Source organism: Pantoea sp. GM_Pan_3, assembly GCF_026541045.1.
In the GTDB taxonomy this organism is placed as follows: domain Bacteria; phylum Pseudomonadota; class Gammaproteobacteria; order Enterobacterales; family Enterobacteriaceae; genus Pantoea; species Pantoea anthophila.
Map to the genome: position 1 here is coordinate 40,031 of NZ_JALNVA010000001.1, position 20,202 is coordinate 60,232.

Here is a 20,202-nt window from a genome sequence, read left to right on the forward strand (position 1 = left end):
ATTTATCCCTCCCGCTGCAGCAGCCTCAGCAGTTTATCGCACCCTGCCACAATCTCATCAGGCGTCAGCGCGGCGAAGCCGAGTATCCAGCCCTGCTGAGACGCGGAGCCGGCATAGAGCGGGCTGAGACGAGGCAACAGCAACCCCTGTTGTGCCGCGAGCGCGGTTAAGCGCGCTTCATCCTGTTCCACTGTCACCGTCAGCTGGAGTCCGCCACCACTGGCGATGGGCGTGATCCACGGTGAGAGGCGCTGCGCAATCTGCTCCAGCAATCGATCGCGACGGCTATGGTAGAGCTGACGCATCAGCCGCAGATGAGTGGCAAAATGTCCCTGCTGCAGAAAAGCCGCGGTAATCGCCTGGGGCAGCAGGGCGCTGTGTCCATCCAGCACGCTGCGAGCCTGGCCCAGAGGGGCAATCAGCGCGGGAGGCACCACCATCCACGCCAGACGCAGTGAAGGGAACAGCGATTTCGAAAAGGTGCCGAGCGTAATGACCCGCTGATGACGGTCCAGTCCCTGCAGCGCAGGAATCGGGCGCTCGTCATAATGAAACTCACTGTCGTAGTCATCTTCAATCAGCCAGCTTTGGTTGCGCTGCGCCCAGGCGAGCCAGGCGAGACGGCGGGGCAGGCTCAGCGTTACCCCGGTCGGATAGTGGTGTGAAGGGGTCAGATACATCAGCTTTGCACTGCCGTGACCCGGCACTGCGCCTTCGGCATCGACGGTTATCCCGTGCACCTTTGCGCCTGCGGCGAGCAGCGCGTTTCGTGCGCCGGGATAGCCTGGCTCCTCTATCCACACATCATCTCCGGGATCGACGAACATCATCGCCAGCAGCTGTAACGCCTGTTGCGAACTGGTCAGGATAATCACCTGCTCCGGCTGGCACTGCATACCTCGCGAGAGCGCCAGATAGTCAGCAATCGCACTGCGCAGCGGCAGGTAGCCGCAGGGATCGCCATATCCCATGGCGGCGCTGCCCAGCGAACGCTGCACGCTGCTGCTCAGGCGTCGCCAGCTGTCATGGGGGAAAGCGCGTAATTCCGGGGAACCGGCGGCAAAGGCGTGAGGAAACGGGGGATCCTGACAGCCTCCGGTTGCCAGCACCTGCTGCCCCCGCGCTGAGAAACGCGCGGGCTGAACGCGTGCCGCTGAAGCGGTGCCTGCGGGAATCGTGATGGCCACAAACGTTCCGCGACCGATCTCGCGTCGCAGATAGCCTTCGCTCTCAAGCTGACCATAGGCGGCTTCCACCGTGACGCGTGAAATCCGGAGATCCTGCGCCAGCTGGCGACTGGAGGGCAGCTGCTGACCGGCGTGCAGATGATGCCGGTTAATGGCCAGCCGCAGGGTGGTGCAGAGGCGCTCACGCACGCCGCCGCTGGCCTGATGCTGGAAAAGCTGCAACAGCGGAGAACTCATATGGGTCTTATTCCTGGCGCAAAATGGGTATCAGCAGGCAGTCCACTCTGCCGTAAACTGCACACTCACTTCAACAGGAGAATCGCGATGTCATCTGTATTACATTTTCCCGCCGCCACGCCGCAGCAAAGCCTCGACTATCTGCAGGCAAAACTCGCTTATTACACAGACGCCTGGGATCTGGCGGAGGATCTGGCCCGGAATCTGCCTGGCATTCAGGTGATCGATGCGCGCGCACCGGCGGCTTATCGCGCCGGCCATATCAGCGGCGCGATTAATTTTCCCCACCGTGAGATCAATGCTTCCAGCTGCGAGCCGCTCGACCGCGACCGCGTTTATGTTACCTATTGCGACGGCATCGGCTGTAACGGCTCGACGAAAGCGGCTCTGAAGCTGGCGGAACTGGGATTTCAGGTGAAGGAGCTGACTGGCGGGCTGGATTTCTGGAAACGGGAAGGTCATCCGCTGACCTGGGGGGAGGCGCCGGGCGAATGGCCCGTCACCGCACCCGATGCATCCTGTGGCTGCTGACCTAAAGCACCAGCCAGAGCAGAAGGGTGATCACCACCAGCGCAACAAACAGACCCAGCAGGGGACGCTGCGCCAGGGGCTGCAGCGGTGACGGCAGCGAGGCGACAAAGGGCGACCAGATCGGCTGCGGTTTAATCTCACTGGCGGCCAGCGGCTGTTCGTGAACTTTCTCGGCACGATCGGCGCGACGGCTGAACAGGAAGTTCAGCAGATCCTGCGTCTGCGTCACGGTTAGCACCGTCTGCGGTGTGGCCTGAAAACGCTGCTGGCTGTACTCCTCCAGGCTATGCCGCTCGTGCTGATCCAGCGGCTGTTTCAGCGAGGCTTCCAGCAGCTGTAAGGTGGGTGCGCTGTGCTGACTCAGCGTCTGACGTACCTGCAGATACTGGGTGAGCAGCGGGAAGTGGCGCGAGGGGATGGGATCGCCGCTGGTCAGTCCGACCAGTTTCAGCGCCGCCGTCCAGAGTTTGCCGGTCGGTTCTCCGGTGGCGGCGGCCAGACGGACCACCTGCTGATTGAGCGTCTGATGCTCCGCCGGGAGCAGGGTCCGATCGCTGACGCGGCTCTGCTGCGGCTGCGGGATCGCCATCTGCCCGTTCTGCAGCATCGTCAGCACCTGACGCAGCTGGTCCTGGCTCAGCGAACTCAGAACGGTCTGACCAAACTGCTGGCGGATAAAGTCACTCACCGCCTGACGGTTATTGCCCTTCGGCAGCAGTTCTGTGAGCTGAGTCATCAACTGACGCGTAGCATGGCCATTCTGCGCCTGAGTCAGACGACCATTCAGATACTGCTCCGCAGCCGGAAAGTGACGCGACTGCAGCTCCGCCTCACTCTTCACGCCCACCTCATGCCGGACGCCCGCCCAGAGTTCAGGTGCCTTCAGATTGCTGAGCGATAAGATACGCACGATCAGGCGTTCTAATGTCGTGCGCTGAGCCGGAGAGAGGGGTTGTTCACCCGCCACAGAACCGTGACGTGTTACGCCGGTTTGCGGATTAAGAGATGAACGATCGCCGACCGGCACACCGGGGCCGCTGAGAGGTTGCATGGCGGATTCCTTGGGAAAACAGAACAGCGTCGGGTGCGCCGGAAAAAGAATAGGCCATGATAGCAAAAGCCCCCGCGAAATCCCACGGGGGACGCACAGTTCAGGGTGAGATTTACTCTTCAGCCAGTCTGAGGCGATAGCGACGCCAGCGTTTCCAGATCGGTGGCAGAACCAGCACCGAAATCGCCAGCACCAGCAGCACTTTGCAGATAGGACTTTCCCAAAGAATAACCAGGTTACCGTTACTGATTGAGAGGGCACGACGCAGGTTCTGCTCCAGCATCTCACCCAGCACAAAGCCCAGAATCAGCGGCGACATCGGAAAGTCCATCTTGCGCAGAATATAACCAAAGATTCCCAGGCCGACCATCAGGAGCAAATCGAAGGTGGTGCTGTGCACGGCATAGACGCCCACTGCGGAGATGGCGGCAATGGCCGGCACCAGGAACCAGAGCGGAATGCTCAGCATTCGGGCGAAAACATTGATCATCGGAATGTTCATCACCAGCAGCATAACGTTGCCAATCAGCAGTGCCGCGATCAGACCCCAGACGATATCTGGCTGCTCAACAAACATCGCCGGACCTGGCGTGATGTTATAGAGCGTTAAAGCGCCGACCATCACCGCTGTGGTGCCGGAGCCGGGGATACCCAGCGTCAGCATCGGGATAAAGGAGCCACAGGCTGAGGCATTGTTTGCCGCTTCCGGTGCGGCCACACCGCGAATATCCCCTTTACCGAACTGCTCACTGCCGCTGATTTTTTTCTCCGTCATGTAGGCGATAGCGCTGGCAATGGTCGCTCCGGCACCAGGCAGAACGCCGACAAAGAACCCCAGAAAAGAGGAGCGTAGCGTCGCGCCTGTGGCCATCGCCGCCTCCTTCATGTTGAACATCATGCGGCCGCTTGCCCGCACCGCTTTCTGGCCGCTACTGGTCGACTCGAGCATCAGCAAAATTTCACTGACCGAGAACAGACCAATGACAACGACCACAAACTGAATGCCGTCAGAGAGATGAACGCTGTCAAACGTGAAGCGATAGACGCCGGTATTGGCATCCACCCCGACCGTGGCCATGCCCAGTCCAATGAGCGCCGAAAGAAAAGATTTCAGCGGATTGTGGCTCATCATGCTGCCCAGGCAGGCGATAGCAAACACCATCAGGGCAAAGTACTCTGCCGGTCCAAACGCCAGTGACCAGCTGGCCAGCAGCGGGGCGAAGAGAATAATGCCAACAATAGCAATCGTGGAGCCAACAAACGAGCTGACCGCCGAAATAGAGAGCGCGACGCCCGCTTTGCCCTGCTGCGCCATCGGATACCCATCCAGCGCGGTCATGATTGCGCCGGCATCGCCCGGGACGTTGAGCAGAATGGAGGAGATGCGCCCGCCATACTCACAGCCGATATAAACCGTGGCCAGCAGAATCAGCGCCGACTCGGCCGGCAGGTGCAGCGCAAAAGCCAGCGGCATCAGAATGGCCACGCCATTTATTGGCCCCAGGCCAGGCAGCAGGCCAACAATGGTGCCGATAAAGCAGCCGATCAGGGCGATCAGCAGATTCTCTGGCGTCATGGCGACGGCAAAGCCCTGCATTAAAAAGGACCAGGTATCCATGATGCTCTCCTTAACTCAGCCAGCTGCCGACCGGAAGGGTGACTTCCAGCAGACGGTCAAAGGTGTAAAACAGCGAGGTGCCCATCACCAGCCCGGCCAGCGCGGCGGCCCACCAGCGCGCCCCAAACAGCAGGCCGATGCCAAAGGTCAGCAGCGTCGTGCAGATGGCAAAGCCCAGCGTCTCAAACAGCCAGCCATAGAGCATCATCATCAGCGCCAGCGCTAACAGTCGTTTCAGCGTGCCCGCTGCGGGCCACTGAATGGTGTCCGGTTTCCGAAAGAGCATCAACAGGGCGCAGATGGCCATCAGGCCAAGGATCCCCATCGGGAAAGGACGCGGCCCCACGGGTTCGTAGCTGTATTCACTCTGAATTTGCCAGGCCATCACCATGCCGCCAAGGCAGAGCGCCAGCCACAGGCTGGCAAAAATGCGATCGCTCATCATCTGCTCCCGTTATTTGGCCAGACCAAAGGATTTGGCCTGCTCACGGTAATCCGCCACCTGCTTCTTCACGTAGCTGTCGAGCGCCTGGCCTGTCAGGTTAAATTCGAACAGTCCGCGCAGATCACGCTGCTTTTTGAACTCCGGCGTCTCAGCCATTTTTTTAAAGGCCTGTTCCCACCACTGATAATCCGCATCACTGACTTTTGGACCGAGGTAAAAGCCACGAATAATCGGCCAGACGATATTGAAACCCTGCTCTTTTGCCGTGGGTACCCCGGCCAGCTGACCCGGCAGACGCTGATCGGACATCACGGCCAGCACCCGCATTTTGCCGCCCTGCAGATGCGGCACCATCTCACTCATATCACCTGAGACCACCTGAATATGGTTTCCGAGCAGGGCGGTTACCGGCTCACCGCCGCCTTCAAAGGCGACATAACGCATTTTGCGTGGATCGATTCCCGCTTCGCGCGCCAGCAACGCCGTTTTCATCCAGTCCTGACTGCCTATTGACGCACCGGCACCGACCACCACTTTGGTCGGATCGGCTTTCATCGCCGTCATCAGCTCACCTAACGTTTTCCACGGTGCATCCTCACGAACGGCCACCATGCCGTAATCGGTACCCACTGCCGCCAGCCACTTAACGTCGTCCACGGTATAACGACCAAACTTACCCTGTGAAAGGTTCAGCAGTGAGCCGCCAGAGAAGGCGACAACGGTGCCCGCTTCAGCCGGCCGCTGGGCAATAATCGCGTTGTAGGCCACCGCGCCGACACCGCCGGGCATGTAGGTGACACGCATCGGCGTCTTAATTTGTCCGGTTTCCTGAAGAGAGACCTGCAATAGCTTGCAGGTGAGATCGAACCCGCCACCCGGTTTAGCTGGCGCGATACATTCGGTGCGACCGGGCTCCCCGGCGGCAACGAGGGGGGTTGCCATCAGCGACAGCAGGGTAGTGGCAAGGGCGGTATGGATGATTTTTTTCATCTTATGCTCCATTCATTCTTCCAGAGTGTGATTGCCGCTGAAACATCAGCGTTACCGAATTGTTAAAACAGTTACCTTTCATTTACCTTTCAGTGCGCGGATTTAATAGCAGGATGTGATATGCGTCTCTTACTGGTTGAAGATACGGAAGACCTGGCACGCTGGCTGGAAAAAGCTCTCACCCAAAAAGGGTTCGCCGTCGACCGGGTCGCGGATGGAATGGCGGCCGACCATGCTTTGCAATGTGAAGCCTATGCACTGGTCGTGCTCGATATTTCACTGCCACGCATGGATGGACTGGAGGTGCTGGCACGGTTGCGGCGACGCGGACAAAGTGTGCCGGTATTGCTACTGACTGCACGCAGTGCGCTGGACGATCGTGTACGGGGTCTGAACCTGGGGGCAGATGACTACCTGACGAAACCCTTTGAAATGGATGAACTCGAAGCGCGGTTACGGGCGCTGCTGCGACGCAGTCAGAGTCAGACATCGCAAAACCAGTCACTGGGTCAGCTGGTGCTGGATGGCGAAGGCTATTTTCTGCTGGCAGACAGACCCCTGGCGCTGACGCCGCGGGAAGCAAGCATCCTGACGACACTCATGCAGCGGCAGGGCAGGCCGGTTTCGCGTCAGTCACTGTACGAGCAGACCTTTACCCTGTCAGATGAAGCCAGCCCGGAGAGTATCGAGCTCTATGTACATCGGGTGCGTAAAAAGCTGGCAGGCAGCAACGTGGCGATCGTGACCCTGCGCGGGCTGGGTTACAGCCTGGAAACGCTCTCATGCGGCTGATTCATTCGTTGCGGGGTGAGCTGCTGGCATGGTTTGGCCTGCCACTTTTACTGCTCTGGGCGCTCTCAGTCTATACCCACTATCAGAGCGGGCTGGCGGCCGCTAATCAGGCTTATGACCGCTCGCTGCTGGCGTCAGCGCGAACGGTGGCAGAGCGGCTGGTGGTGCGGGAACAGCATCTGGAGGTTGATGTGCCGTGGGTTGTGCTCGACAGCTTCGAACGCAACATGAACGATCAGCTCTTTTATCAGGTGATTTCACCGCAGGGAAAAACGTTATCGGGCTATAACGATCTGCCGCTCATACCCATTACCAGCAAAATGTCGAACGCTTATCCCGCACTGGTGCATTTTTATGATGGACGCTATCACCAGCATCGGATTCGCGTTGCGGCATTATGGCAGCCAGTGAGCGAAGCGGGAGTGGATGGCATGGCGCTGGTGCTGGTGGCGGAAACCATCAACTCACGTCAGGAGTTTGCCCGCCAGTTAATGCAAACTGCGCTGATCAGCCAGAGCGGACTGGTTCTGATGACACTGCTGCTGGCCAGCCTGATGCTGCGTCGGGTTTTGCGCCCGCTACGGCGGCTGTCGCGCATCGTGTTGCAGCGCGACGGTGGCGAATTAACGCCTCTTCCCTCCTTGCCGTGGTCAGAACTGCAACCGCTTATCATCGCCTTTAACCGCTATCTTGCCCGACTGCGGGGACTGCTGGCGCGCCAGGATCGTTTCAGTGCTGACGCGGCACATCAGCTGCGCACACCGCTGACCATCCTCAAAACGCAGGTCAGCGTCGCGCTCAGCAGTGAGCGTCCTGAAGCCTGGCAGGAGAGTCTGCTCGGGATGCGTCATACACTGGATGAGACCATTATTCTGACCGATCGGCTGTTACAGTTAGCCCGTATCAAAGCACGTCATGGCGAGGATAAACCGATGGCGCGGGTTGATTTAGCGGCTATCGTGCGCGATGCCTGTTTCAGCCGCTATATGGCGGCCCGTACCCGGCAGATCGATCTGGGCTTCGAAGGGGAAGAGAGCTGTCTGGTCAGGGGCGATGGCGTGCTGATTGGCGAACTGTGCGCCAACCTGCTGGACAATGCGATTAAATATACCCCCTGTCACGGCATTGTCACCGCGCGGGTGATTGTGGGGGGCCTTGAAATTGAGGACAGCGGGCCGGGCATTGAGGGGGCGGAGCAGCTGAAGGCGTTACAGCCTTTTCAGCGGCTGGACAATGTCGGTATCCAGCCGGGAGCCGGTATCGGTCTCGCACTGGTGCAGGATATCTGTGCCTGGCATGGGGCAACCATGCACCTGGATCGCAGTCCGCTCCTGGGCGGACTGCGGGTGACCATATTATTTAAAGCTCACGCAGGTTAGCCGATTTGTACCGGGTTAAGGGCGTGCGCAGTCGCTGCGCCAGGATCACCCCGCCCAGCGTCAGCCCCCCGCCGATCCAGTGATAGCTGTGCAGCTGCTCATGAAGGAACAGCACGGCGATAAGCGCCGTGAACAGCGGCGTCAGATTCATAAAGATGCTGGTGGTGCTCGCGCCGAGGCGCTGTACACCGTGGATCCACAAAAATGGCGCGATAAGGGAGGCGAACAGGCCAGCAAACATCACCAGCGGCAGGTTATGCCGGTCAAGCGAGACATCAGGTGTCAGCAGAAAGCCGGGCAGCAACATCAGGACACCTGCCAGAATCTGCACATAGAGGCTGTGCCAGATGGGCAGCGGCAGCGCCCAGCGCTTAGTCAGCACGCCATAAAGGGCATAGGCGGTGGAAGCCGCCAGCATCATCAGCTCCCCTTTACCCAGTCCGTGATGCAGCAACTGCAGCACGTTGCCCTCACTGACCAGCCACACCAGACCGCCAAAGGAGAGGATGCTGCCGAACAGGATGCCGGATGTCGGCGCAATACGCAGGATCACCACGCTCAGCAGGACGGTAAGCAGCGGGATCAGCGCGCCGATGATCCCCATAAAGAGAGCGCTGACACTGTGCGCCGCGTAATAGGCGAGGCTCTGGTAGAGCACCATGCCAAGCAGACCGAGTATCGCCAGCCGCCAGAGATGGGGCTTAATCGCCTGACGGGCGCGCCACACACCGGGCAGCACAAACGGCGTCAGCACCAGCAGCGCCAGCAGCCAGCGATAGAATGAGATGGCTGCCGGATCGATCGCGCTGGCCGACAGTTTGCTGACGATCGCGTTGATCGACCAGATCATCACCGCACCGAGCGGATAGAGAAAAAACATACGGACTCTCCTGAATCATAATGCGACGCAGTGTACGCTTGTCCGGTTTTATCCAGATAGTTAATATCGGACAAAAATTTTAACAGAGCGGACAGAATGACTCTGAAAGTGACTTACCAGCCGCCCGCTGACGTCTCGCAGCTGCGCTACTTTATGCGCTATGAACAGGCCAATGCCCGCACGGAATATCTGCCGCATGCCCATGCCTGGGGCCAGCTGATTCTGGTAAAGAGTTACGTGCTGGAGATGCAGGTAGAGGGTGAACGCCTGCTGACCCCGGCTGACATGCCGGTCTGGATCCCGCCGGGGCAGCAGCACAGCAGTTATAACCATCGTCAGGCGCAGTTCCGCACCTTTAATCTGGCGGCCCCGCTTTGCGCTGGTCTGCCGCAGCAGGCCTGCCTGATGCGAATCGACGCGATTGCATACGCCATCCTGGATACCTTTGCCGATCAACAGCTTGAACAGCCCCAAACCGAAGCGCAGTGGCGGCTGTGTGAGGTACTGCGCGATCGCCTGCTGCTGGCGGAGGTGCAGGAGAGTTATCTGCCCACCTCTCAGGATAAATTCCTCGCGCCGGTGCTCCATGCCCTTGAAGCCTGCCCGGGAGATAACACCACCCTGGCAGGCTGGGCGGCGCGGGTCTTTACCACCGAACGGACACTGGCGCGGCGCTGCCAGCAGCAGCTTCACATGACGTTTGGTGAATGGCGGCAGCGGCTGCGCTTTCTGCGCGCCATCGTGCTGCTGGAGCAGGGCGAAAGCGTGCAGAGTATCGCCCATGAGCTGGGATACAGTTCCGCCTCGGCGCTGATTGTGATGTTTCAGCAGCAGGCGGGCACCACGCCAGAGCGCTACCGCACCCGGTTAGGCTAACGCGGTGCTTTGTGCCAGAATAATTGCCTCTCATGCAACAGACAGGAAAGCCGTGGTGAAAATTCTGGTCGATGAAAATATGCCTTATGCCCGTGAGTTGTTCAGCCGGACCGGCGACGTGGTCGCGGTGCCGGGACGTCCGCTGCCGGTGGATGAACTGGCCGATGCCAGCGGGCTGATGGTGCGCTCAGTGACGCAGGTGAATGAGGCGCTGCTGGCGGGCAAGCCGGTGAAATTTGTCGGCACCGCCACGGCGGGCACCGATCATATCGACGAGGCCTGGCTGCAGCAGGCCGGCATTGCGTTTTCTGCGGCGCCCGGCTGCAACGCCATTGCGGTAGTGGAGTACGTTTTCTCCGCGCTGCTGCTGCTGGCGGAACGTGATGGTTTCCAGCTGCGCGATCGCACGGTCGGCATCGTGGGTGTCGGCAACGTCGGTGGACGGCTGCAGAAGCGCCTGGAAGCCTGGGGCATCAAAACCCTGCTGTGCGATCCGCCGCGCGCCGATCGCGGTGACGAAGGGGATTTCCTGTCGCTGGAGGCGGTGACCGCGCAGGCCGATATCCTGACTTTCCACACGCCGCTGTTCAAAGAGGGGCCTTATAAGAGCTGGCACCTGGCCGATGCCGCGCTGCTGATGGCGCTGAAGCCCAACACCATTCTGATTAACGCCTGTCGCGGCCCGGTGGTCGACAACGTCGCGCTGCTGGAGGTGCTGAAAATGCGGCACGACCTTAGCGTGGTGCTGGATGTCTGGGAGCCGGAGCCGGATCTCTCTCTGGCGCTGCTGGACAGGGTCGACATCGCCACGCCACACATTGCAGGCTACACGCTGGAAGGCAAGGCTCGCGGCACGACCCAGGTGTTCGAAGCCTGGTGTGACTTTATCGGTCAGCCGCAGCAGGTACCGCTCAGCACCCTGCTGCCGGAGCCGGAATTCAGTGAAATCACCCTGAATGGTCCGCTGGATCAGCCAACGCTGAAACGCCTGGCGCATCTGGTGTATGATGTGCGCCGCGATGATGCCCCCCTGCGAAAAGTGGCGGCGCAGCCCGGCGAATTTGATCGCCTGCGTAAGCAATATCTGGAGCGCCGTGAGTGGTCATCGCTGCGGGTGAAGTGTAATGACGCCACCACGGCTGAGATGCTGAATCAGCTGGGCTTTAACGCAATCCACTCTCCGGCGTAACCGGCGCGCGATGCTGCAGTGAACGCAGGCGGCGCTGCCGCGTGCTGGTTAAGGAGGGGGATAAATCTGAATCCCTGGGCGGTGAATATCACCGCCTTCTGTTTTTATGTCATTGTCTGGAGTAAACCAACATGTCTGACGGCTGGAATATTGCGCTACTGGGCGCGACAGGCGCAGTAGGGAACGCTGTACTGGAACTGCTGGCGGAACGCCAGTTCCCGGTTGGTGAATTGTATCTGCTGGCCAGCGAAAATAGCGCGGGCGAAAACAAACGTTTCGAGGGCCGCACGTTGCGGGTCGAAAATGCTGAGACGTTCGACTGGTCGCAGGCGCAGCTGGCCTTTTTCGTCGCGGGGCGTGACGCCTCAGCCCGTTTTGCGGAGGAAGCGGCCAACGCCGGGTGTCTGGTCATCGACAGCAGCGAGCTGTTTGCGCTGGAGCCGGATGTGCCGCTGGTGGTACCGGATGTGAACCCGCACGTGCTGGCAGATTACCGTAATCGCAATATCATCAGCGTGGCGGATAATCTGGTCAGCCAGCTGCTGACCGCGATTAAACCGCTGCTCGATGCGGCCGGACTGAGCCGCCTGCAGGTGACCAATCTGATCTCGGTCTCCAGCTACGGCAAAGTGGCGGTCGATGCGCTGGCCGGTGAAAGTGCCCGCCTGCTGAATGGCATCCCGGCCGACGATCACCATTTTGGTCGTCAGCTGGCGTTTAACCTGATGCCGCAACAGGCGGATGCGGAAGGCAGCGTTGAGAGTGAGCGCCGGGTGGTTGAGCAGGTGCGTAAAGTGCTGCAGGACGAAGGCCTGCCGATTGCGGTCAGCAGCGTTCAGGCGCCGGTCTTCTACGGAAATGCGCAGATCGTGCACATTGAAAACCTGCGTCCGCTCTCGGCTGAGGAAGCGCGTGCCGAACTGGCGCTGGCGTCTGACATTCGTCTCAGTGAAGAAGATGAGGTGCCGACGCCGGTTACGGATGCATCAGGCAACGGCGAGCTCAGCATCGGCGCTGTGCGCAACGATTACGGCATCCCGGAGCTGCTGCAGTTCTGGTCCGTGGCGGACAACATCCGTTTCGGCGGCGCGCTGATGGCGGTGAAAACCGCAGAGAAACTGGTTCAGGAGTACCTGTAACCATGTCCGAAGGTCAGATGCAAAAACTGGCGCTCGGCATTGAGTATGACGGCAGCCGTTACTACGGCTGGCAGCGCCAGAATGAAGTCCGCAGCGTGCAGGAGAAGGTTGAGCGTGCGCTGTCGAAAGTCGCCGATCATCCGGTCAGCATCTTTTGTGCCGGCCGGACAGATGCCGGCGTGCACGGCACCGGGCAGGTGGTCCATTTCGACACCACGGCGCAGCGGCCTGACGGCGCCTGGACGCTGGGCGTCAACGCTAATCTGCCGCCGGACATAGCCGTTCGCTGGGTGAAAGCGGTGCCGGAAGATTTCCATGCCCGCTTCAGCGCCACCGCCCGCCGCTATCGCTACCTGATCTACAATCAGCGTCTGCGTCCGGCGGTGCTGGCGCAGGGCGTGACGCACTTTTACCATCCTCTGGATGCGGAAAAGATGCAGCGCGCCGGGCAATGCCTGCTGGGCGAGAATGATTTCACCTCATTCCGCGCGGTGCAGTGTCAGTCGCGTACGCCGTGGCGCAACGTGATTCACCTCAACGTGACGCGTCAGGGCCCTTACGTGATTGTGGATATCAAAGCCAACGCCTTTGTGCATCACATGGTGCGCAATATCGTGGGCAGCCTGATGGAGATAGGCTGCGGCAACAAGCCGGAGTCATGGATGGCAACGCTGCTGGCGGCGAAAGATCGGACGTTAGCGGCCGCTACAGCCCGGGCAGAAGGGTTGTATCTGGTGGCGGTGGATTATCCATCCCACTTTGCGTTACCACAGCCGCCGATGGGACCCCTGTTCCTCGCGGATTAATTCACTTTCAGGACATTAAAGGGCACGCTATGGAGTTCCTCCATTTTCTGGTTGATTTTATTCTGCACATTGATGTGCACCTTGCCGAGCTGGTTGCTCAGTACGGCGTCTGGATTTACGCGATTTTGTTCCTGATTTTGTTCTGCGAAACCGGACTGGTGGTGACGCCCTTCCTGCCGGGCGACTCCCTGCTGTTTGTCGCAGGCGCGCTGGCAGCCCTGCCGGGGAACGATCTGAATGTGCATCTGATGGTGGCGCTGTTAGTGACCGCCGCGATTCTGGGCGATGCGGTGAACTACACCATTGGCCGGCTGTTTGGCGAACGGTTGTTCAGTAACCCGGACTCGAAGATTTTCCGCCGCAGCTATCTGGATAAAACCCATGCGTTTTATGCCCGTCACGGCGGAAAAACCATCATCCTGGCGCGCTTTGTGCCGATTGTCCGCACGTTTGCGCCGTTTGTCGCCGGTATGGGCCATATGTCCTATCGCCACTTCGCGCTGTTCAACGTCACCGGTGCGCTGTTATGGGTCCTGCTCTTCTCCTATGCGGGCTACCTGTTTGGCGATCTGCCGGTGGTGCAGGAAAACCTGAAGCTGTTGATTGTGGGCATTATCCTGGTCTCCGTCCTGCCGGGCGTTATCGAAGTCTGGCGTCATCGCCGTCAGGCTAAACAGCAGAAGCTGCCCTGAGACTTTGCTCAGGGGTAAGACCAGATTTTTATCCACAGTCTGAACAGGTTGTGGTTTAATGAGCGACATTTACCGTCTGCTGAAGCGGTTTTCAGCAGTATCAAGACGACTGGACCAGGTCAGTTTTAAACAGAAAGGTCATCAATGAGCTGGATTGAACGAATTCTTAATAAAAGCACCACGACGCCTGCGCGCAAAGCCAGTATCCCGGAAGGGGTCTGGACCAAGTGTGACAGCTGTGGCCAGGTTCTCTACCGCGCCGAGCTGGAGCGTAATCTCGAGGTCTGCCCGAAGTGTGACCATCACATGCGTATGCACGCCCGTGAGCGTCTCGGCAGTTTCCTCGACCAGGGCACCATGGTTGAGCTTGGCAGTGAACTCGAGCCGAAAGATCTGCTCAAGTTCCGCGACTCCAAGAAGTACAAAGATCGTCTGGTCGCCGCCCAGAAAGACACCGGCGAAAAAGATGCATTGATCGTGATGAAAGGTCAGCTGCACGGCATGCCGGTTGTTACGGCCGCCTTTGAATTTGCCTTTATGGGCGGTTCAATGGGCTCTGTGGTCGGCGCGCGTTTTGTCCGTGCGGTTGAGCAGGCGTTAGAAGATAACTGTCCGCTGATCTGCTTCTCCGCCAGTGGCGGCGCGCGTATGCAGGAAGCGCTGATGTCGCTGATGCAGATGGCGAAGACCAGTGCGGCGCTGGCGAAAATGCAGGAGCGCGGTCTGCCTTACATTTCCGTGCTCACTGACCCGACCATGGGCGGTGTTTCCGCCAGTTTTGCCATGCTGGGTGACCTCAACGTGGCGGAACCGAAAGCGCTGATCGGCTTTGCCGGCCCACGCGTTATCGAACAGACCGTGCGTGAAAAACTGCCGCCAGGCTTCCAGCGCAGTGAGTTTCTGATTGAAAAGGGCGCGATCGACATGATCATCCGCCGTCCGGAAATGCGCTACAAACTGGCAAGCCTGCTGGCAAAAATGATGAACCTGTCGGCACCGCTGCATGACGGTGAACAGTCCGCCCCTGCGCCGACTGAATCGGAAAGCAACGAGGCCTGACAGGAGATAGAGAGGCGCGTCCACCGCGCCTCTTACCAATGCACCGTATACCGCAGCAGCAGTCTGCCGGGTATCAATAAGCAAAACGGGACATATGGACAATCTTCACCTTCCTCAAGCCACGTCGCCTTTGGCCACGTGGCTTTATTATCTTGAGCACCTGCATACCCAGGCGATCGAACTGGGTCTGGATCGCATTCGCCAGGTGGCACAACGTCTCGACCTGCTGAAACCCGCCCCCTTTGTTTTTACCGTCGCCGGTACCAACGGCAAAGGCACCACCTGCCGCACGCTGGAAACCCTGCTGATGGCCGCAGGCTATCGGGTTGGCGTCTACAGCTCACCCCATCTGGTGCGCTACACCGAGCGCGTCCGGGTTCAGGGAGAGGAGCTGAGCGAAGCGCAGCACTGCGCCAGCTTTGCGGAGATTGAAGCGGGACGGGCAGACATTTCACTGACCTATTTTGAATTTGGCACGCTCTCCGCGCTCAATCTGTTTCGCCAGGCGAAGCTGGATGTGGTGATCCTCGAGGTGGGCCTCGGCGGACGACTGGACGCCACCAATATCGTTGATGCTGATGTCGCCGTCGTCACCAGCATTGCTCTGGATCATACCGACTGGCTTGGCCCGGATCGCGAAAGCATCGGGCGGGAAAAAGCGGGTGTGTTCCGGGCAGGCAAACCGGCAGTGGTCGGTGAGCCGGAAATGCCGCAGAGTATCGCCGTGGTGGCGCAGGAAAAGGGCGCTAAGCTGATGCAGCGCGACCGTGAATGGTCCTTTCATGCGCAGGCGGAAAGCTGGTCGCTGCGGGATGCGGCCGGTGAACTGAACGATTTGCCCCTGCCGCAGGTGCCGCTGCCCAACGCGGCGACGGCACTGGTGGCACTGCGCATGTCCGGGCTGGCGGTCAGCGAGGCGCAGATTCGCGCCATCCTGCCGCTGGCGATGCTGCCAGGACGTTTTCAGACCATCAGTGAATCCCCGCGTGTGATTCTGGACGTGGCGCACAACCCGCATGCGGCGGGCTATCTGGCTTCACGCCTGGCCACCCTGCCGGCACGCGGCAAAGTGCACGCGGTTGTGGGTATGCTGCATGATAAAGATATCGCCGGAACGCTGGCGGCGCTGGCTCCGGTGGTGGATGCCTGGTACTGCGCGCCACTCGATGGCCCGCGCGGTGCCACGGCGGAGCAGCTGCTGAGCAGCCTGCCGCAGGGCGAGGCGTTCAGCTCGGTTGAACTCGCCTGGCAGCAGGCGCGTCAGCAGGCCGCGCCGCAGGACGTTGTGCTGGTTTGTGGGTCATTCCACACCGTGGCGCAGGTCATGGAATCGATTGAAACGGAGAAAGGACGTGGCAAGTAAGTTTCAGAACCGTTTAGTCGGCACGATTATTCTGGTCGCCGTTGGCGTGATTGTCCTGCCAGGGCTGCTGGATGGTCAGAAAAAGCATTATAAAGAGGAGTTCGCCGCGATTCCGCTGGTGCCAAAACCGGACGACCAGCAGGACAGCGAAATGGTGCCGCCGGTCACGCAGTCGCTGCCGTCACAGCCGCCGGAAGGGGCGGGCAATGCGGTGAGCAGCAGTAACGGCAGCGGTAAAACCAATGTGACGGCAGAACAGGGCCGCACCCAGCCGGAAGAGGAGAGCGATCCGGTTGTGGTCTCGCCGCCACCGGTTCATCAGTCTGCGCCTGCGCAGACGGTCACGAAGCCGAAGGTCACCGAGCAGCAGAAAGCCAGAGTAACCGAGCAGCCTAAGCCGAAGCCCGTGGAACAGCCGAAGCCGAAAGTGGCAGAGCAGCCGAAGCCGAAGCCGGCTGAACAGCCTAAAGCGGTTGAGCAGCCGAAGGAAGAGACGGCGCCGAAAGCGGCAGAGACCACCGCGCCGGCAGGGCAGGCGTACGTGGTGCAGCTGGGCGCGCTGAAAAATGCCAGCAAAGTGAACGAGATCGTGGCACAGCTTCGGCTCTCGGGCTATCGCGCCTTTACCGTGCCGTCAACGCCGGTGCAGGGGCAGATTACCCGAATTTATGTCGGGCCGGACGCCTCTAAAGCCAAAATGCAGAGCGCAGTGGGCGAGCTGAAAAACATCTCCGGACTGGGCGGTGTGGTGAAACCCTACAGTGCCCGTTAATCAGGCGATTGGCGCTGCCGATAGCAGTAACAGGCAGCGTCTTTTATCGGCTGACGCGTTCATTTATAGCGCAGCGTGACGGAAAAAGTGACGATTTTCAACGGCATGAACGGCTGAGAATCACCCGGGCGATAGCGAATTTTTTTATCGCCTTTTTTATGGATGCAGAAAAGGAAAACCGCTACGCAAACGTTTTCTTTTTCTGTTAGAATGCGCCCCGAACTGGATGCAGGGGTGCAATTGCACTGGCGCTGGAAGAGTTCATGATCTGGATTGATTACGTCATTATTGCGGTAGTTGGTTTTTCGGCTCTGGTCAGCCTGATTCGTGGGTTTGTCCGGGAAGCCTTATCTCTTGTTACCTGGGGATGCGCGTTTTTTGTCGCCAGTCATTACTACGCCTACCTTGCAGTCTGGTTTACAGGTTTTGACGACGAACTGGTTCGTAACGGTATCGCCATCGGTGTGCTGTTTGTGGCAACCCTGATAGTCGGGGCCATAGTGAACTACGTTATCGGCACGCTGGTGGAAAAAACCGGCCTGTCGGGAACCGACCGGGTGTTGGGAGTCTGTTTCGGGGCGTTGCGTGGTGTGCTGATTGTGGCCGCTTTGCTGTTCTTCCTTGATACATTCACTGGCTTTTCCAAAAGTCCGGACTGGCAACAGTCTCAACTCATTCCCGAGTTCAGTTATATCATCAGGTGGTTTTTTGATTACCTGAAAAGCACGTCGAGTTTTTTACCCCGGTGATGTGACCGGGAGTGCGGCTTAATGAGGAAATGACAACATGTGCGGTATTGTCGGTATCACCGGTTTCATGCCGGTCAACCAGTCGATCTATGACGCGTTAACGGTGCTCCAGCACCGCGGGCAGGATGCCGCAGGCATTTGTACTATCGATGCGCTGAAATGTTTTCGCCTGCGAAAGGCAAACGGCCTGGTCAGCGACGTTTTCGAAGCACGTCACATGCAGCGTCTGCAGGGCAACATGGGCATTGGTCACGCGCGTTATCCTACGGCGGGAAGCTCCAGTGCCTCTGAAGCGCAGCCTTTCTACGTCAACTCGCCCTATGGCATCACTCTGGCGCACAACGGTAATCTGACCAACGCCCATGAACTGCGTAAGCATCTGTTCGAAAAGGGTCGCCGTCACGTTAACACCACGTCAGATTCTGAAATCCTGCTGAACATCTTTGCGCAGGAACTGGATCGCTTCCAGAACGATCCGCTGGAAGCTGACAACATTTTTTCTGCGGTTGCAGCCCTGCATCAGCAGGTGCGCGGCGCTTACGCCGTCGTGGCGATGATTATCGGACACGGCATGGTCGCCTTCCGCGATCCTAACGGCATTCGTCCGCTGGTCCTCGGCAAGCGCGTCATCGCTGACGGCCGTACCGAATATATGGTTGCCTCAGAGAGCGTGGCGCTTGATACGCTGGGCTTTGAGTTCATCCGTGACGTGGCACCGGGTGAAGCGGTTTATGTCACTGAAGAGGGCCAGCTGTCGACCCGTCAGTGTGCTGAAAACCCGAAAAGCAATCCGTGCCTGTTCGAGTATGTCTATTTTGCACGTCCCGACTCGTTCCTCGACAAGATTTCGGTCTACAGCGCCCGTGTCCGTATGGGCACCAAGCTGGGCGAAAAAATTGCCCGCGAGTGGGAAGATCTCGATATCGACGTGGTGATTCCAATCCCGGAAACCTCAACCGATATCGCGCTGGAGATTGCGCGTATTCTCGATAAACCCTATCGCCAGGGCTTCGTCAAGAACCGCTACGTCGGCCGCACCTTTATCATGCCGGGCCAGCAGTTACGTCGCAGCGCAGTACGTCGTAAGCTCAACGCGAACCGCGCGGAATTCCGTGATAAAAACGTGCTGCTGGTGGATGACTCCATTGTGCGTGGCACCACTTCCGAGCAGATCATTGAGATGGCGCGTGAAGCGGGCGCAAAACGGGTTTACCTGGCGTCAGCGGCCCCGGAAATACGCTTCCCGAACGTCTACGGCATCGATATGCCGAGCGCCACGGAGCTGATTGCCCATGGCCGCGAAGTGGAAGAGATCCGCCAGCTGATCAAAGCGGATGCGCTGATTTTCCAGGATCTTAACGATCTGATCGAAGCGGTGCGTGAAGAGAATCCGGATATTACCCAGTTTGAATGTTCGGTTTTCAACGGCGTCTACGTGACCAAAGATGTCGATCAGCAGTATCTGGAGTATCTTGAGTCGCTGCGTAATGATGACGCGAAAGCGCTTCAGCGCCAGAACGAAGTCGAGAATCTCGAGCTGCACAACGAAGGCTGATATCCCCGACAGGCGGACAGCACAGAACAGGGCGGGAGCAATCCCGCCTTGTTTGTTTTCAGAAATCGTCCGGCCGCGTTATGATGGTGCATTAGCGGAGACAAGGTTGGACTATGAAACGACTCATCATTGGCATCTCTGGCGCAAGCGGGGTTATCTACGGCGTGCGCATGCTGCAGGTGTTGCAGCAGGTGGAAGAGGTGGAAACGCATCTGGTCATGAGTCAGGCGGCGCGACAGACGCTGGGACTGGAGAGCGACTACTCGGTTCGCGACGTACAGGCGCTGGCCGATGTGGTTCACGATGTGCGCGATATTGCCGCGAATATCTCCTCCGGGTCGTTTAAAACGCTGGGCATGGCGATTTTACCCTGCTCGATGAAAACCCTGTCGGGCATCGTTCACAGCTACAGTGACTCCCTGCTGACCCGGGCAGCGGACGTGGTGTTAAAAGAGCAGCGTAAACTGGTGTTGTGCGTGCGCGAGACCCCGCTGCATGTCGGTCATCTGCGCATGATGACCACGGCAGCCGAACTGGGGGCTATCATTATGCCGCCCGTCCCGGCGTTCTATCACCGTCCTGATACCATCGGGCAGATCATCGACCAGACCGTTAATCGCGTTATCGATCAGTTTGATATCGACCTGCCGGAAGATCTGTTTATGCGCTGGCAGGGTGCATAAAGTTCCGCGGGCGCACTTAATTAGTGCATAAGCGCGCCCCGGATCACTCTTCGTGCATTTGACGCACCAAAAGTTAACATCATCGCTTTTTCTCTTTTACTTCACTGCTATATTCCCCCCTATAAACAGGCGGTTTTCACCGCACTGGCGTCACGCTAACTGCGTGGATAACTTGCAGATCTGGCATGAAACATGCAGATTAATTAGCG

20 protein-coding genes are annotated in these 20,202 nt (G+C 58.9%); 14 read left to right on the plus strand and 6 right to left on the minus strand.

Translation table 11 applies throughout. From position 1 onward, the window contains the following. Positions 1–2: 2 nt before the first annotated feature. Entirely contained in the window at positions 3–1,424 is a 1,422-nt protein-coding gene (locus tag OXR04_RS00200) for a PLP-dependent aminotransferase family protein (protein ID WP_167431385.1), read from the minus strand. 87 nt (positions 1,425–1,511) lie between these two features. On the opposite strand from OXR04_RS00200, the gene OXR04_RS00205 reads away from it, so the two are divergent. Next, the gene (locus OXR04_RS00205; RefSeq protein WP_046102291.1) at positions 1,512–1,955 is read left to right on the plus strand and encodes a rhodanese-like domain-containing protein; all 444 of its coding nucleotides are present in this window, start codon (positions 1,512–1,514) and stop codon (positions 1,953–1,955) included. A gap of 1 nt (position 1,956) precedes the next feature. On the opposite strand, the gene flk is transcribed toward OXR04_RS00205, so the two are convergent. The 4 genes from flk to OXR04_RS00225 form a co-directional block, all read right to left on the minus strand. Beyond that, the gene (flk, locus tag OXR04_RS00210; RefSeq protein WP_009088962.1) at positions 1,957–3,006 is read right to left on the minus strand and encodes a flagella biosynthesis regulator Flk; all 1,050 of its coding nucleotides are present in this window, start codon (positions 3,004–3,006) and stop codon (positions 1,957–1,959) included. A 112-nt stretch (positions 3,007–3,118) separates the two neighbouring features. Continuing rightward, positions 3,119–4,624, minus strand: a complete 1,506-nt coding sequence (locus OXR04_RS00215) for a tripartite tricarboxylate transporter permease (protein ID WP_009088963.1) — start codon at positions 4,622–4,624, stop codon at positions 3,119–3,121. A 10-nt stretch (positions 4,625–4,634) separates the two neighbouring features. Beyond that, positions 4,635–5,066 (minus strand): tripartite tricarboxylate transporter TctB family protein, encoded by a 432-nt coding sequence (locus OXR04_RS00220; protein WP_267371916.1) that lies wholly within the window; start codon positions 5,064–5,066, stop codon positions 4,635–4,637. Between the two features lie 12 nt (positions 5,067–5,078). Next, positions 5,079–6,059 (minus strand): tripartite tricarboxylate transporter substrate binding protein, encoded by a 981-nt coding sequence (locus OXR04_RS00225; protein ID WP_267371877.1) that lies wholly within the window; start codon positions 6,057–6,059, stop codon positions 5,079–5,081. 120 nt (positions 6,060–6,179) lie between these two features. On the opposite strand from OXR04_RS00225, the gene tctD reads away from it, so the two are divergent. Continuing rightward, positions 6,180–6,851 carry a transcriptional regulator TctD gene (gene tctD / locus OXR04_RS00230; RefSeq protein ID WP_046102287.1) on the plus strand — a complete coding sequence of 224 codons (672 nt, stop codon included), beginning with the start codon at positions 6,180–6,182 and terminating at the stop codon, positions 6,849–6,851. Further along, positions 6,842–8,230 (plus strand): sensor histidine kinase, encoded by a 1,389-nt coding sequence (locus OXR04_RS00235; protein ID WP_267371875.1) that lies wholly within the window; start codon positions 6,842–6,844, stop codon positions 8,228–8,230. The genes tctD and OXR04_RS00235 overlap by 10 nt, the downstream gene beginning before the upstream one ends. Here OXR04_RS00235 and OXR04_RS00240 read toward each other — a convergent pair. After that, on the minus strand, positions 8,211–9,110 hold the full coding sequence (locus OXR04_RS00240; protein ID WP_267371874.1) for a DMT family transporter: 900 nt from the start codon (positions 9,108–9,110) through the stop codon (positions 8,211–8,213). The genes OXR04_RS00235 and OXR04_RS00240 overlap by 20 nt on opposite strands. A gap of 96 nt (positions 9,111–9,206) precedes the next feature. On the opposite strand from OXR04_RS00240, the gene OXR04_RS00245 reads away from it, so the two are divergent. The 11 genes from OXR04_RS00245 (at position 9,207) to OXR04_RS00295 (ending at position 19,993) form a co-directional block, all read left to right on the plus strand. Beyond that, the gene (locus OXR04_RS00245) at positions 9,207–9,986 is read left to right on the plus strand and encodes a helix-turn-helix transcriptional regulator (RefSeq protein WP_267371872.1); all 780 of its coding nucleotides are present in this window, start codon (positions 9,207–9,209) and stop codon (positions 9,984–9,986) included. Positions 9,987–10,041: 55 nt separating this feature from the next. Beyond that, the gene (gene pdxB, locus OXR04_RS00250) at positions 10,042–11,175 is read left to right on the plus strand and encodes a 4-phosphoerythronate dehydrogenase PdxB (protein WP_058956874.1); all 1,134 of its coding nucleotides are present in this window, start codon (positions 10,042–10,044) and stop codon (positions 11,173–11,175) included. 131 nt (positions 11,176–11,306) lie between these two features. Then, positions 11,307–12,314: an aspartate-semialdehyde dehydrogenase gene (locus OXR04_RS00255; protein WP_111207526.1), complete on the plus strand. Its 1,008-nt coding sequence runs from the start codon at positions 11,307–11,309 to the stop codon at positions 12,312–12,314. Positions 12,315–12,316: 2 nt separating this feature from the next. Then, the gene (gene truA / locus OXR04_RS00260) at positions 12,317–13,120 is read left to right on the plus strand and encodes a tRNA pseudouridine(38-40) synthase TruA (RefSeq protein WP_009088974.1); all 804 of its coding nucleotides are present in this window, start codon (positions 12,317–12,319) and stop codon (positions 13,118–13,120) included. A gap of 29 nt (positions 13,121–13,149) precedes the next feature. Further along, entirely contained in the window at positions 13,150–13,812 is a 663-nt protein-coding gene (locus OXR04_RS00265; protein WP_009088975.1) for a DedA family protein, read from the plus strand. Positions 13,813–13,956: 144 nt separating this feature from the next. Continuing rightward, positions 13,957–14,871, plus strand: coding sequence for an acetyl-CoA carboxylase, carboxyltransferase subunit beta (gene accD / locus OXR04_RS00270; protein WP_267371870.1), 915 nt, complete (start codon positions 13,957–13,959; stop codon positions 14,869–14,871). Positions 14,872–14,965: 94 nt separating this feature from the next. Next, on the plus strand, positions 14,966–16,234 hold the full coding sequence (gene folC / locus OXR04_RS00275; protein ID WP_267371869.1) for a bifunctional tetrahydrofolate synthase/dihydrofolate synthase: 1,269 nt from the start codon (positions 14,966–14,968) through the stop codon (positions 16,232–16,234). After that, the gene (gene dedD, locus OXR04_RS00280) at positions 16,224–17,006 is read left to right on the plus strand and encodes a cell division protein DedD (protein WP_267371868.1); all 783 of its coding nucleotides are present in this window, start codon (positions 16,224–16,226) and stop codon (positions 17,004–17,006) included. The genes folC and dedD overlap by 11 nt, the downstream gene beginning before the upstream one ends. Before the next feature lie 263 nt (positions 17,007–17,269). Next, positions 17,270–17,755 carry a colicin V production protein gene (cvpA, locus tag OXR04_RS00285; RefSeq protein WP_009088980.1) on the plus strand — a complete coding sequence of 162 codons (486 nt, stop codon included), beginning with the start codon at positions 17,270–17,272 and terminating at the stop codon, positions 17,753–17,755. 37 nt (positions 17,756–17,792) lie between these two features. Further along, the gene (gene purF, locus OXR04_RS00290; RefSeq protein WP_009088981.1) at positions 17,793–19,310 is read left to right on the plus strand and encodes an amidophosphoribosyltransferase; all 1,518 of its coding nucleotides are present in this window, start codon (positions 17,793–17,795) and stop codon (positions 19,308–19,310) included. 113 nt (positions 19,311–19,423) lie between these two features. Beyond that, the gene (locus OXR04_RS00295; protein ID WP_009088982.1) at positions 19,424–19,993 is read left to right on the plus strand and encodes a UbiX family flavin prenyltransferase; all 570 of its coding nucleotides are present in this window, start codon (positions 19,424–19,426) and stop codon (positions 19,991–19,993) included. Positions 19,994–20,202: the final 209 nt, after the last annotated feature.

What these genes read in the sequence shown, in the direction of transcription:
- OXR04_RS00200 (WP_167431385.1), bottom strand. Translation starts at nt 1,424, where the DNA reads ATGAGTTCTCCGCTGTTGCAGCTTTTCCAGCATCAGGCCAGCGGCGGC.
- OXR04_RS00205 (WP_046102291.1), top strand. Translation starts at nt 1,512, where the DNA reads ATGTCATCTGTATTACATTTTCCCGCCGCCACGCCGCAGCAAAGCCTC.
- flk (WP_009088962.1), bottom strand. Translation starts at nt 3,006, where the DNA reads ATGCAACCTCTCAGCGGCCCCGGTGTGCCGGTCGGCGATCGTTCATCT.
- OXR04_RS00215 (WP_009088963.1), bottom strand. Translation starts at nt 4,624, where the DNA reads ATGGATACCTGGTCCTTTTTAATGCAGGGCTTTGCCGTCGCCATGACG.
- OXR04_RS00220 (WP_267371916.1), bottom strand. Translation starts at nt 5,066, where the DNA reads ATGAGCGATCGCATTTTTGCCAGCCTGTGGCTGGCGCTCTGCCTTGGC.
- OXR04_RS00225 (WP_267371877.1), bottom strand. Translation starts at nt 6,059, where the DNA reads ATGAAAAAAATCATCCATACCGCCCTTGCCACTACCCTGCTGTCGCTG.
- tctD (WP_046102287.1), top strand. Translation starts at nt 6,180, where the DNA reads ATGCGTCTCTTACTGGTTGAAGATACGGAAGACCTGGCACGCTGGCTG.
- OXR04_RS00235 (WP_267371875.1), top strand. Translation starts at nt 6,842, where the DNA reads ATGCGGCTGATTCATTCGTTGCGGGGTGAGCTGCTGGCATGGTTTGGC.
- OXR04_RS00240 (WP_267371874.1), bottom strand. Translation starts at nt 9,110, where the DNA reads ATGTTTTTTCTCTATCCGCTCGGTGCGGTGATGATCTGGTCGATCAAC.
- OXR04_RS00245 (WP_267371872.1), top strand. Translation starts at nt 9,207, where the DNA reads ATGACTCTGAAAGTGACTTACCAGCCGCCCGCTGACGTCTCGCAGCTG.
- OXR04_RS00255 (WP_111207526.1), top strand. Translation starts at nt 11,307, where the DNA reads ATGTCTGACGGCTGGAATATTGCGCTACTGGGCGCGACAGGCGCAGTA.
- truA (WP_009088974.1), top strand. Translation starts at nt 12,317, where the DNA reads ATGTCCGAAGGTCAGATGCAAAAACTGGCGCTCGGCATTGAGTATGAC.
- OXR04_RS00265 (WP_009088975.1), top strand. Translation starts at nt 13,150, where the DNA reads ATGGAGTTCCTCCATTTTCTGGTTGATTTTATTCTGCACATTGATGTG.
- accD (WP_267371870.1), top strand. Translation starts at nt 13,957, where the DNA reads ATGAGCTGGATTGAACGAATTCTTAATAAAAGCACCACGACGCCTGCG.
- folC (WP_267371869.1), top strand. Translation starts at nt 14,966, where the DNA reads ATGGACAATCTTCACCTTCCTCAAGCCACGTCGCCTTTGGCCACGTGG.
- cvpA (WP_009088980.1), top strand. Translation starts at nt 17,270, where the DNA reads ATGATCTGGATTGATTACGTCATTATTGCGGTAGTTGGTTTTTCGGCT.
- purF (WP_009088981.1), top strand. Translation starts at nt 17,793, where the DNA reads ATGTGCGGTATTGTCGGTATCACCGGTTTCATGCCGGTCAACCAGTCG.
- OXR04_RS00295 (WP_009088982.1), top strand. Translation starts at nt 19,424, where the DNA reads ATGAAACGACTCATCATTGGCATCTCTGGCGCAAGCGGGGTTATCTAC.